At 61.7% G+C, this 12534-nt stretch carries 9 protein-coding genes and 1 pseudogene; 5 read left to right on the top strand and 5 right to left on the bottom strand.

Features of this window, described 5'->3' with window-relative positions:
• Window positions 1–300 precede the first annotated feature (300 nt).
• Window positions 301–1695, bottom strand: a complete 1395-nt coding sequence (locus tag ABQU90_RS21590) for a hypothetical protein (RefSeq protein ID WP_323522764.1) — start codon at window positions 1693–1695, stop codon at window positions 301–303.
• Window positions 1696–2219: 524 nt separating this feature from the next.
• Here ABQU90_RS21590 and ABQU90_RS21585 point away from each other — a divergent pair.
• Window positions 2220–4046: an HsdR family type I site-specific deoxyribonuclease gene (locus ABQU90_RS21585; protein ID WP_323522763.1), complete on the top strand. Its 1827-nt coding sequence runs from the start codon at window positions 2220–2222 to the stop codon at window positions 4044–4046.
• Between the two features lie 409 nt (window positions 4047–4455).
• Here the strand turns inward: ABQU90_RS21585 and ABQU90_RS21580 are convergent.
• From ABQU90_RS21580 to ABQU90_RS21570, 3 genes and pseudogenes are all read right to left on the bottom strand, one after another.
• Window positions 4456–4680: pseudogene (locus ABQU90_RS21580) on the bottom strand (TraX family protein); the annotation flags it as partial.
• A 139-nt stretch (window positions 4681–4819) separates the two neighbouring features.
• Complete coding sequence (locus ABQU90_RS21575) at window positions 4820–6646, bottom strand: transmembrane repetitive protein (protein ID WP_323522762.1); 1827 nt, start codon at window positions 6644–6646, stop codon at window positions 4820–4822.
• 13 nt (window positions 6647–6659) lie between these two features.
• Entirely contained in the window at window positions 6660–7259 is a 600-nt protein-coding gene (locus ABQU90_RS21570) for an NfuA family Fe-S biogenesis protein (protein ID WP_055854241.1), read from the bottom strand.
• An 88-nt stretch (window positions 7260–7347) separates the two neighbouring features.
• On the opposite strand from ABQU90_RS21570, the gene ABQU90_RS21565 reads away from it, so the two are divergent.
• From ABQU90_RS21565 to ABQU90_RS21550, 4 genes are all read left to right on the top strand, one after another.
• Window positions 7348–7704, top strand: a complete 357-nt coding sequence (locus ABQU90_RS21565) for a 4a-hydroxytetrahydrobiopterin dehydratase (RefSeq protein ID WP_055854238.1) — start codon at window positions 7348–7350, stop codon at window positions 7702–7704.
• Complete coding sequence (locus tag ABQU90_RS21560; RefSeq protein ID WP_323522761.1) at window positions 7701–8123, top strand: energy transducer TonB; 423 nt, start codon at window positions 7701–7703, stop codon at window positions 8121–8123. Before ABQU90_RS21565 ends, ABQU90_RS21560 begins: the two co-directional genes overlap by 4 nt.
• A 240-nt stretch (window positions 8124–8363) precedes the next feature.
• Window positions 8364–9182: a zinc transporter ZupT gene (gene zupT / locus ABQU90_RS21555; RefSeq protein ID WP_055854232.1), complete on the top strand. Its 819-nt coding sequence runs from the start codon at window positions 8364–8366 to the stop codon at window positions 9180–9182.
• 315 nt (window positions 9183–9497) lie between these two features.
• Window positions 9498–11306 carry a DUF3300 domain-containing protein gene (locus tag ABQU90_RS21550; RefSeq protein WP_323522760.1) on the top strand — a complete coding sequence of 603 codons (1809 nt, stop codon included), beginning with the start codon at window positions 9498–9500 and terminating at the stop codon, window positions 11304–11306.
• Between the two features lie 160 nt (window positions 11307–11466).
• On the opposite strand, the gene ABQU90_RS21545 is transcribed toward ABQU90_RS21550, so the two are convergent.
• Entirely contained in the window at window positions 11467–12453 is a 987-nt protein-coding gene (locus tag ABQU90_RS21545) for an RluA family pseudouridine synthase (RefSeq protein ID WP_323522759.1), read from the bottom strand.
• Window positions 12454–12534 lie beyond the last annotated feature (81 nt).

Raw genomic sequence — 12534 nt, 5'->3', positions numbered from 1 at the left:
AACTTCGACTTCTTCATACAGAGCTCCTTGGGATGGAACTCTACTTCCAAGTGGATCGAGTTAACGAGGACGCTTCACTATGATGAAATCTGCCTCGGCTTGTATGTGGACGCTTTGTTTTGGTAGTCCATATCAATCTCCTGCGGGATGGACGGATGCCAGTAGCGAGCCAAGGAGGGCGCGCCGGAGGGAGGAAAATCTCGGAGCAGGCACACGCCTTTAGCGAAATCAGGGGTGTGTTGATCTGGTCGCAATGCTAAAGGGAACCTGTCGTACCAATAGGTTCCGATGCAGATTGGCTCATGGCCATTTTTTCGATTGCTCGATTACAGGTCTCATCAACACGTGGAAATCCTCTTCGAAGTCGCCAACGCTTTCCGCGTCTGCATTTTGGAAGCGATTCTTCAGGTCCGTGAGGAAGTACAGTCCACTGAACTTTGGATTTTTCTCAAGTCCGAACACCTCGACCATCGAGCGATCCTTGAGCGTCGCGCAGGTGTAGATCGCACCTTCAAAGCTGAGCACGCGATATGGCACCTTATCGATCAGATCTACAGGAAGCCCCTTTTTGCTGAGCTGATCGACTACATGATCATGTAGCGTCATCGTGGTTATATCGCTAAACAAGATCCAGTCTTCGAGAGTGATGATGATGTTGAAGTACTGGCAATCCTCTTCCTGCTTAGCCTGCAGCTCACGATGGATGTTGGCGTAGTTCTGAATAACCGCCTCGGCAAGTTTGACGATGTCCTTTTCCAAATCGCTGGCCTGCTCTGCCACACGTCCACCCAAAGACAAGCGCTTTGATTTGCACTCTACGAATGCGCAGTTTCCGGGCGACCTAATGATCCAGTCCGTCCCGTCATATCTAAGCTTTTTAATCTTCTTGGGCCGCACTTCTTCGACTTCATAGCGCGGCTCCAAACTCATGAGTATCCGACCTGTGATGCTCTCGAACGCATCACCGAAGGCTTTGGGAAAACCCTTGGCGTCAACTAAATCGAAGTAAAGACCTTCAAGCAATCGCCGCTCCAATGCTGGTGGCAGTGGACACAGGACACGCTCCGGGTGGTCTGGAAAGAGTGAGATCAACGGATAGAAGTGAAGTGCATTGAAGGTGTACTCCCAGCAATCGTTATGACGCTGTGTATCAATTAGCTTCTTGCGCATCGGCCCCAAGCTACCGCTGATGCGTTCGAAGAAGCGTGTCGACTGCGATCTATCCACCCCGAGAATTTCGTAGTCCGTCATGGTGTTCATCTGTACACGGCTGAGTGCTGATGCGATCACGGCAAACGTCAAGACGAAATATATGTCGACATCGATGCCCAGATGATCTTCGAAGATCGCCCGAAGGGCTGGCGTTCGGTACATCGCCAGGTAGCGACCGATCTTGGCACGTGTCAGTCGGCTGAACAGCGGAAATTGTGCCTGCGCAATTCGGTGCAGCGTCAGCATGATGTCAGTGTATGGATTGTCCTCGTGTACGTCATTGGCGAACGTATCCAACGCACTCTTTACGTTGGCAAAGTCCGGCCAATTCGCCAGAGAATGGCCTGTATGCCTCCCACTCCTATCTGCATGCAAAAGCAGCTCGCGAGCCAGAAGCTCCAACTGATGAGGGTGGAGATACTTCTCGATATCGTGGGAGTAGCCCCGCTCATCCCGGTGCACATAGCTGTCAGGTAGCTTCACCTGACCCGACACGAGCCTTGAGTACTGCCATATGTGGCGAAGCGAACCCTCCAAGGGCATCTTCCGTAGCGCTGATTTGACCTTTCCGTAGTCGGCTGGCACGTCGCGGATTGCCCCTGAACGAAGGTACCAAGATTAGCATCGGCAAGCCTCGCCAATGCTCATAGTGTCGATCTGCGCGACAGTAGCATCGCATGGTTGCCGGAATCTTGGACACGATCCTGTGGTCCGCTTCCGGGAGAACGCAGGTTCCCAGCAGGTCCTCAAGCACCACTGATGATCGCTACACCCACTCGCCGGTTCTCCGAATATGCCAGGGGTTCCTGACCCCAATGGTTCATAGCCCTGATAAACAGAAGATATCGCCTGGTGCTGCATACTTGGCCATAACGCCAAAAAACTAATTTGTATGCGGTTAGGACGGGGTTTCGCATTGGGATCTATCACTTCCAGCAGCGACACATTGTCAACAATGCTTTGTCTTCATACCATAGGGCCAGGAGTTCGCCGGAGGGACGCTCACATTGGCAATCAAACCTTGGGTCCACGGCCCCTTCGACCTACTCCGCCACGGGGAGGAACATCGCCAAGGCTCGCGCGACTTTGATCGACGCATAGCGCTTATCAGCTTCGACAATGCCATCGAGATGGCGGTGGTGACATATCTGGATCTAAACCCTGCGCAGCGAGGCGGGCTTAGCTACCGGCAGGAAGACGTGACGCATTGGAAGCGAAACTTCCACACCAAACTTGAATTCATCGAGCGCTTTACAAATTCGAAGGGCACTTCGATGCTAGTCCAGCGCGACGAGATGATCTACTACCATGGCCTGCGAAATGATTTGTACCATGGTGGTAATGGCACCGTACCGGCGCTACATGCCATTGAAGGTGCACGACGCGCTGCATTATGGATCGTCACGCTGCTATTTGATGTGGATGCGGGAGCCTTGCTAAGCGAGGATGTAGACCTAGCACTCGCTCAGATACAGCCCGCCTCGCCTGAAACTGAATTCCTAGGGCAGTTTCTCGACATCAAGAAGACGCTCGACGAAGTTCTTAACGTCCTCCATGCAACGGTCGCTGCCGACAGCAGCCTTGGCGAACGCATGCGTGTTGTCCCACCCGAAGCCCGACTACAAACGTTGGCGTCACGCGTGACCGCAGAGGCGGAACTGATCAAGCAGCGCCTAGTCGAAGGCCAACCCACAGGCATCAGCGACACTGATCTGCAATCTCTTACAGAGCAACTCGGCTCTTTGTCCTCATACTACCGCGAGCGCTTGCGCGCCTACCAGCTCGACCTGATCGAAGCTGCCTTCGGAGCCACACTGCGAAAACGATCTACGGGTGGCATCGCCGGATTGATTCAGCAGCCGGTAGGGTCAGGCATCACATCGTCCATGATTGGATACTTGGCGCGTTGCCGTGAATCGGGCGAACTCGGTTCAATCCCGCAGATCGTAATTGTGGACCGGCTAGTCTTGGCAGAGCAATTGATCCAGTCGGTCCGGCAGGCGCCAAACGATGGTGAAGCACTGGACGTCGTGCGTGCCGACTCTAGAGAGGAATTGTACAAACTGCTGCTAGATAGCCGCCCGAGGTTAGTTGTGGCCACACAACAGTCGATTTCCATGCTGGAAAAAACGATCCCCCATACGTGTCTGGTTGTCGGTCTATCGTTGGCTTCTATTGAATCGGCCGCACAGGTCTGGCTGCGCATGTTTCCACAAGGCATCTTCATAGCCTTCAGCAGTCACCATGAGCGCCGGACTGGTATGGCATGGGTGCCGTTGATCGCCGAGTACAGCATGCAGCAGGCGACATCCGACGGCCACATGCGCCCCGTGGCCATTGAGCTACGAGACGGGGTTGTTACCGATAGTGTCCGCCTCTTGGATGCCAGTGATGCCATAGTGGCGGCGTACGCACGGCAGATACTTGAAGATTTCGCCGTTCGGGTTGGTTCCGGCATTTTCCTCAAGGGCATCGTAATAACCGACTCAGGAATGGCAACGCACAGACTTTTAAAGACGCTTGCAGCAAACAATGCGGCGACGTCCCTCGCAAACTTACAGGTTCATGCATTGGGACAGACGGACAATCCGAATCATGTTTGGCAGACCTTCCATAATGGCGACGAACCGCAGCTCCTTGTTTCGACGTATCGTCGGCTGGTGGGAGCCGATACGGGCAGCGACACTGCTTATTACGTCACTTGCTTCCTATCCACTTCATTCCAGACGCGCATCACCGCGATGGCTGGGCGCCCGGGTAGAGATGCGAGTGTCCATGGCTTGATCGTCGATCTTGCGGGCAATCATTGGGGCGAGAAGCTTTCCGGGGAATAGCCGAGCATTTCGCTTCGGTGTTGTCCAGCAAGTGGTGGTAAGCCCCTCAGCCCGGGAATAACCTATCCCACCCTCGATAACGCTCCCTAATCAGCGTAATTCCATCTCATTTCTGGCCGAACAGGGAAAGTCCCGAGGGCCTGTTCACTTCCCTCGGAAAACAGCATCGCCAATTGACGATGGCGGGCGGAGTCATGGGCCCCTTGCGAGCTCCAGAGTCTGGGCCGCTCCGTCCCTACCCAGCTCAACAACTTGGCGTAAGCACAGGTGAGACGGCGCAAACGGCGGTGAACACCAACGACACGCTATCTTTCTTGATCGTACGTATTGAAAGCTAGGTGCTCGATGTCGCGGCGTGGAGAGGCATCAGAGCGCCTATCAAGGTCTCGCGACCACGACTGCATTCCCCCGTTGCGATGATGCCCCACAGAAACAAGCGCTTGACCGATTTTTCGATATCGGCGTTAGGTTTAGCAAGGTTGTAGGCCAGAACCAGCGCAAACAACGGAAAGGCCACGCGCCCCAATTCGGCGATGCCCGGGACGTAACCCAGCCCCAGAATCTTCAAGGCGTGATCGCCCGTCATGAAGACGGCAGCCAACCATTTCAAAAACTCACGGCCGCCGCTGGTCATTGAGACCTTTCGCGTTGGTCGCCGCAAACGCCGTGGCACCCACCCACCAGCTGGAGGCGCATTGACGCACGGTGTTGATGCAAGCGCATGCCCCGCTTCGCTCCATCTGGCTGTGCTGGACGCTCATCGCGCAGCACCCTCATTCGCCCTCACGGCGCACCGCCCCCTTGTCCTCCTGCAACTCCCGCTTGAACGGTACATCCGGCGGCGGTCGCGCGGTGGCGGGCTGATCGTTGAGGTTGGGGTCGCTCAGGCCGCAGCCGCCGCCGAATTGCAGCAACGACACGACGCAGCTGATCTTGGTGGTGGTGCCCGGGATCGGGATCTCGATCTTCTTCAGGCCGCGGCGTACCCATTCCTGCAGCAGCGACTGGTTCGGCATCCAGTACTTATCCAGCGAGGTCGGCGTGTAGCCGTACGGCGGGCGCTTGAGCCAGGTGCCGCCTTGGGCGATCTGGTCGCGGGTCCAGGTGTCGGTGTCGCTGCCGGGTGGCCCGCGGTCGCCGGCTCCCTTGCCGGCATCGCCTGCCCCCGCCACGCGCACGCTGCCGTCACTATTGAACATTCCATCGCGCTGGCCGTTGGCACCAGTGGGCTCACCACGACGGTTGCGGTCGGATTTGCTCCAGTCGTCGGCATTGGCAGCGACGTCCCAGCCGCCGCTGCGGTCCGCCGCTGCTGGCCCGGCAGCGGTATTGGTCGCGGGCTTGGTTGACGAAGATGCTGCGGCAGCGCTGTTGCTGGACTGCTCGGATTTGGCCGATGACGCTGTTGCCTGCGGTGCGGACGTAGCGGGTGCCGGTTGAGGAACGGAGGCGTTCGCTGTCGATGTAGGCGGTGCCGACGTCGGTGCGGCAGTTGCCGGTGCGGTTGGCGGCACAGGCGCCGGCGTAGATGCCGGCTCCGGCACGTTGGGCAGTTCCGTGGTGCGCACCGCCACCTCGGGCATGCGCACGGTTGGAGTGACTTCCCTAGGACGCATCGTCGGTGCTGCAACCTGCGGCCGGTCCGGCACTACCACTTCGCGCTCGCGCACGGCAGGTGCATCGGCAGATCGCACGGCCACGGCTGCGGCAGGGCGCTGCAATTCGCGCAGCTGAGGCCGGTCGGTCACGGTCTGGATCTCGCGCTGACGCACCTCCACCTGCGGCGCGGTTGGCGTCATCGCTCGCGGCGCCACGGTAATGCTGGGCGGTGGAGGAACCACAAACTCGTTGGTGGCGACCGCAGTTTCGGTCACCTGCAGCGGTGATTCGATCGTCACTTCCGGCACCTGCACCGTCACTTGCGGCACCTCCGGTGTCGCCGGCTCGCTGGCAGCGGCGGTAACCGGCTCCGGCGCGCTTTCCTGCGCCTGCGCCGCGCTGGTTGCATCGACAGGCTCGGCGGCAGCCTGCGGCGGTACCGATGCAGGCGTCGTCGGTTGTGCAGACTCACCAGGGGCCGCACCCGCACTGGCCTGCTGCGCGGCAGGCGCGTCGGCAGAGGCCGCCTGTGCCGAAGCCGAAGGTTCTGCTTTCCCTCCCCCCTGCTCCGCTGCGCCGTCGCCGATAAAGGTCATGCGCACACGCGACTCTTCGCCCGGTTTGGTTTCGTCCGGCGCCCAACGCACGGTGACCACCCAGATCAGCAGCGCGATGAAGCCGATGTGGATCAACAGACTGCCCAGCAGCGCGAGCCAGTGTTGCCGGCGCTGATCGGTCGGGCGCGGCTCCCAGTGCTGCCACCACAGGCTGCGAAATGCCTGGAACGGCGTCAGCGTCGCAGTAGCATTTGCACCATGGGCGGCGGATGGACGTGCCAACAGCACATCCATCACCTGGTCGTCGTTGAACGGCGCCGCCGCGTCGTCGCGGTTGCGCATCCAGATCGCCCACCCGTATGGCAGGCCGGTGCGCCGATCCAGAATGAGCTTGGCTGGCATGCGCGCGCGCAGCGCCTGCAGCAGATCGGCAGCCGTTGTCACCGGTGACGCGGAATCAGGCCGCGCTGTCGCGCGGAATGTACGGTGCGTCGCCGGTGGCGTGGTCGGTGGCATCGCGCACCGCAATCACGCCGGGTACGCGTCCCATCAAGGTCTTTTCGATGCCCTGCTTCAGCGTGACATCGGCCATGCCGCAGCCGTGGCAACCGCCGCCGAAGCGCAGCAGCACCACGCCGTCGGCCGAGACTTCCTGTACGGCCACACGTCCGCCGTGCGATGCCAGCTGCGGGTTGATCTCGTTTTCCACCACCCAGCGCACGCGCTCCACCATCGAGGCAGAATCCGCTGGTGCTTCGCCCTTGATCTTGGGCGCCTTGATGGTCAACTGCTGGTTGCCGGTGGACTGGGTGACGTAGTCGACCTCGGCACCATCCACCCACGGCACGCTGGCGGCGGCGACATATAACGTGAAGCCGTCGCAGTCGATGGCCCACTCGTCGCCGCTCAGGTCCGCGGGCTCTGCGAACTCAAGCCTGGCATCTGCGCGAGGAGTGCCTGGGTCCACCGCGCTCAGGCGAACGCCCATGCCGGGCACGCCTTCGCGTTCGATGAGCTTGCGGAAATAGGTTTGGGCTTTGTCGGATATCTGGATCATGCGGGTTATTCTACCGCTCAAAGCGCCCTCGCTCATGGAACACCGTGATCCTGGTGGGTGCGCCGTCCGCCACCCCTGCGAGACCGTCATGACTGATCTGATTCCCCTGGAGCAGGCCCATTGCCTTCCGCGCAAGGGTAGCGACCACAAGCTTGGCGAGGCCCGCCTGGCCGAGCTGCTGCCGCAGATACCCGGCTGGGAGCTGGCCGAGGCCGGTATGGCCATCACGCGCACCTTTCGCTTTGCGGACTATTACCGCACCCTCGCCTTCGTGAATGCGCTGGCCTGGATTGCCCATCGCGAAGACCACCACCCCGATCTGGGTGTGCATTACGACCGGGTGGTGGTGCGTTATTCCACCCACGATGTGGGCGGGCTGAGCGAAAACGACTTCATCTGCGCGGCCAAGACCGCGCAACTCTACGATCAGGGAGTCACTGCATGACCATTTCTCGCGCCGCCCTCGCCGGCCTGTGTCTGGCGGCCGGCCTCAGCGGCTGCGGCAAGTCGCCGCAACAGGCTGCCGCGCCTGCGGTGGCCCCCACAGAGCTTGCCGCGCTGAAGACGCCGCCGCCGGAGTACGCACCGGAGCTGGCCTGCGCCGGGGTCGGTGGCACCACCGTGCTCAAGGTCGTCGTCGGTACCGAAGGCACACCGACCGAGGTGGCGGTGACCCAGAGCAGCGGGCAGCCGGTGCTGGACGAGGCTGCACAGAAGCGTGTGCGCGAGTGGAAGTTCAAGGCGGCCACCCGCAATGGCCAGGCCGTGCCGCAGACCATCCAGGTGCCGGTCGCCTTCAAGCCGCCGGTGCCGCGTCCGGACGAATGCTTCGCCATCGAAGAACGCGCGCGCCGCGGCGGTTGAGCGCAGCCGTCAGCCTGCTGCAACGGCTCTGACTAAGCGACGACGGGCAAGACGCTCGACACCGCGATGCATCGCTCATCGACACCGGTCGCCCCGGCCGGTGGTTGCACATGAACGTGCGGCTGTCTTCGGCACCACGCCTTCGTCATCCATGCCTGACCATCCTGCTGCCGCCAGTGGTCGCGTGATTGCGCTGACCACACCAGGATCGCTTCCCACTCCACGAGGTCGTCGCGTCGCATGCTTGAGGTGTCATCACAGAACGTCTGGACCGCGCTGGCGGTCACCTTGGCCGCGGGACTTGCCACCGGCCTCGGCAGCCTCATGGTGGTGTTCGCCAAAAAGCCCAATCCGCGCCTGTTGGCGTTCGGGTTGGCATTTGCCGGTGGCGCGATGGTGTACGTGTCGTTGTCGGAGATCCTCAACAAGTCGATCGCTGCATTTTCCAACGCCTACAACGACAAGCTGGGCTTTACCTTCGGCACGCTGACCTTTCTGGGCGGCATGCTGCTGATCATGGTGATCGACCGCCTGGTGCCCAACCCGCACCAGAGCCTGTCCACCGACGACCCGCAATTTCGCGACGACAACCGCGCCTACATTCGTCGTGTCGGCCTGATGACCGCCATCGCGATCACCGCGCATAACTTTCCGGAAGGGCTGGCGACGTTTTTCGCCACGCTGGAAAGCCCGGCAGTGGGCATGCCGTTGGCATTCGCCATCGCCATCCACAATATTCCCGAAGGCATCGCGATCGCGGTGCCGGTGTATTTCGCCACGCGCAACAAGTTCTATGCCTTCGGTGCCAGCCTGCTGAGCGGCCTGGCCGAACCGATCGGCGCCGGCATCGGCTATCTGGCGCTGTCCAACGTATTGTCCGAAGCGGTGTTCGGCACGGTGTTCGGGCTGATCTCCGGGGTGATGGTATTCCTGGCGCTGGACGAACTGCTGCCGGCGGCCAAGCGCTACGCACAAGGCCACGAAACGGTCTACGGCTTGGTATCGGGTATGGCCACGCTGGCGATCAGTCTGGTGTTGTTCCGCTTCGCGGCGCCGTGAGGCGTGAGGCGTGGCGCGCCGACCGCGAGCAACAACCGGCGGTGCTTGTTGTAAGAGCTGAGGTTTTCCGCATGCAAGCATGGGCCGGGCCGACGCCGCTGCTAGGCAACGTGCGCACGTGCCACCGAATACTGCCCTGACGTTGTGACGCAAAGGTGGTCTTGCGCACGCTCTGCAGCGCTGCGATTCGTCAGCACGCAGTCCTCCTGAACGCTGCCGTGCCAGGCCATTACCGGCACCACGTCAGCAAGCTTCCAGACATCGAATGCGGCGCATCGTACGCGCGTCATCAACGCGCACACAGCGAGGTGCCGTATGCAACGCACATGGTCACAGGGGCGCATTGGCTTGGCGCTGGCAATCGCATCCAGTGGCGCCTTGGCACTGGTCGGCTGCCAACGCACCGTACCTTCGGCAACCGCAGCGGCTCCAGTCGAACCACCCGCCTCCACAGCCCCCGCCTACACGCCGCCGACGGCCGATCAGCTGTATCGGTTGGTCGCTCCGATCGCCCTTTTTCCGGACAAGCTGTTGGCCCAGACCCTGGCGGCTTCGGTCTACCCGGATCAGGTGCTCACCGCGCAGGATTGGCTGCACAGCAATCGCAACTTGGCGGCCACTGCCCGAGCGCAGGCCACGGTGTCGCAGCCGTGGGATCCCAGCATCAAGGCATTGACCGCCTTCCCCGATGTGGTGGACCAGCTGGCCGGCAATCTCGATTGGACCCGCGCGCTCGGCGATGCGTACGCGCATGACCCCAACGATGTCCTCAACGCGGTGCAGATCATGCGCCAGCGCGCTCAAGCCAGCGGCCACCTGCGCAGCACGCCGCAACAGCAGGTCCAGGTTGCGCGGCATGTGGTGGTCACGCCGATCCTGGATGGCGAACGTGTTCCGCCGCCGTCGCAAGTCATCACCATCGAACCCGCGCAGCCAGAGGTGGTCTATGTGCCGCGCTACGACCCGGGTGTGGTCTACGGCACGCCGGTCGATGTCTATCGCGACTATCGCTATCGCCCGGTGCGCTGGTACGACCAGGGCGATGTGGTAACCACCGGAGTGGTGTCGTTTGGCGTCGGTGTATTGGTCGGCAGGGCGCTGGAACACCACCACGGCTGGTTCGGCTGGGCCGCACCGGCACCGGCGTGGCACCACTGGGGCTGGAACAGCTGGAGCGTGGACTGGAACGCACCGCCTGCCGCACCGCATTACGTGGTGTACCAAAACCACGTCTATGCGCCGCGCACCACCATCATCAACAACCGCAACACTTATATCGACGCGCGCTCTTACGTGCGGCAGAACCAGCGGTATGGGCCCAACAGCACTGCGGCATCCGCACTGGCTCCCGGATTGGCGCCGACAGGGCTGCCGGTCAACAGCGCGGCCTTGCCGATCGCCGCGGCAGCAGGTGCGCAGTCGCTCAGAAACCTGCAGCGCCCCAATCGCATAGCGCCCTCGCCCGCCAACGCTCCACGTCCGCCCGACTATGCGCACTTGTCAGCGCCGCATTTTGACCGGCAGATGCTGCAGCCTGGCCGCCCAGTGGCAACGCGTGCTGCAGCGACGATGCCGGCAAATATGCCGTCGCAGGCGCAGACAACGTTACGCGCAACGAATATCCCCGCACCGATGCTCGCCTCTGGCGCGCATTCGGCGGTCCGCATATCCGCGGCACCGGTTGCACAACAGCGCATGGCGCAATTACAGCCGCTGCATCAGGCGAGCAATGCGGCCCGCGTGCCGGCGGTCGAGCAGCCCCGTTCGGCACCTCCAGCACTCACTACACACGCTGCGTTTGCCAGCCGCGACCCACACGATGTCAATCATCGTGCGCCAACAGCGGCGCAATTCCAGTTTCCACAGATGCACGAGCAGCAGCGGACTGCGTCACCTCAGCAAGCTGCCTTGGCGCCACCGCAACGGATGGAACGTGCGCAGTCACTGCCGCCGCGCCAGGAGCCACGGCCGATCCCCCAGGCCCAGCCGCAACAGCACCCGCAGCGCATGGTTTCCTTTGCACCTCCGCGCCCTGCTACCGCCCACCCGGCAGAAATGCATGCGCAACGTCCGCCCGCTCGTGCACAGGCACCGCAGCATCGCGGCCACCATCACGACAGCTAAGCGTGCTGACAGAGCTTCGACGTAGTTGCCGGCTATGAAGGCCGCCGCCCTGGGACTCTCACCAAACCGAGACCGCAGCACCGCCGATGTCCTGCTGAACGATGGGCATCACGTGCCAGGTACGCGAAACGAGAGGCGCGCGCAGCCTGAAATGGCTATGTCAGCGCCCCAGCCGATCCAGCGCCTCGGCCAGCTCCAGAGCAAGCGGCGCGCTCAGCACGTACGGAGTCTTGCCCGCATCCAAGGCGAACTCCAGCGAGGCCGCATGCAGAAATAGCCGCTTCAGACCCAGCTGATCGCGCAGGCGCTTGTTGACCTCGGCCTCGCCATATTTATCGTCGCCGGCGACCGGGTGGCCCAGGTGCTGGGCATGTACGCGGATCTGATGAGTGCGGCCGGTTTCGATGCGCACTTCGCAATACGAGTGCCCGCCGCGCCGTTCCAGCAGTTTGAAGTGGCTGAGCGACGGCTTGCCGATCGCATTGACCTGCACATGCCGCTCGCCGCCCTGACGCAGGCCGATATGCAGCGGCGCGTCGACGGTCATGACGCCGTCCGGCATCCGCCCCACCAGCAAGGTCAGGTAGCGCTTGGTGATGCCGCGCCCTTCGACGCGATCGTCCTCGCGCATCAGCGCCTGCAATTCGGTCAGCGCCGAGCGCTTCTTGGCCACAATCAATAGGCCGGATGTATCGCGATCGAGCCGGTGCACCAGTTCCAGGGTCTGGTTCGGACGGAGCGCGCGCAAGGTCTCGATCGCGCCAAAGCTGATGCCGCTACCGCCATGGCTGGCGACGCCGGTGGGTTTGTTGAGCGCCAGCAGACGCGCGTCCTCGAACACGATCGCCGCCTCCAGCCGCGCCATAAACGAAGACGGCGGCGCTGCCTTGTCGCCTTCCTCGTTGACGCGCACCGGTGGAATGCGCACTTCTTCGCCGCCCTCGAGCTTGCGCTCGGCCTTGGCACGCCCGCCATTCACCCGCACCTGGCCACTGCGGACCAGCTTGTAGATCAGGCTGCGCGGCGCACCCTTGAGCTGGCCGAGCAGAAAATTATCCAGCCGCTGCCCAGCGCGGTCTTCCGGAACTTTGAGAATACGCACGCCCACACGGTCGGCGGGCGGCTTGGGGGGCTGGGGGTCGGTCATCCGGCTCTTTATTCTGTTACACTCGGCGAGCGAGATAAGGGTTTGATTTCGTTGGAAGTTGATAGGCCAGAAGCCTGACTT

The sequence above is a fragment of the Xanthomonas sp. WHRI 10207 genome (assembly GCF_040202975.1).
Lineage (GTDB): Bacteria > Pseudomonadota > Gammaproteobacteria > Xanthomonadales > Xanthomonadaceae > Xanthomonas.
Note: the sequence above shows the minus strand (reverse complement) of the source record. Positions and strands in the feature narration are given on the sequence as shown.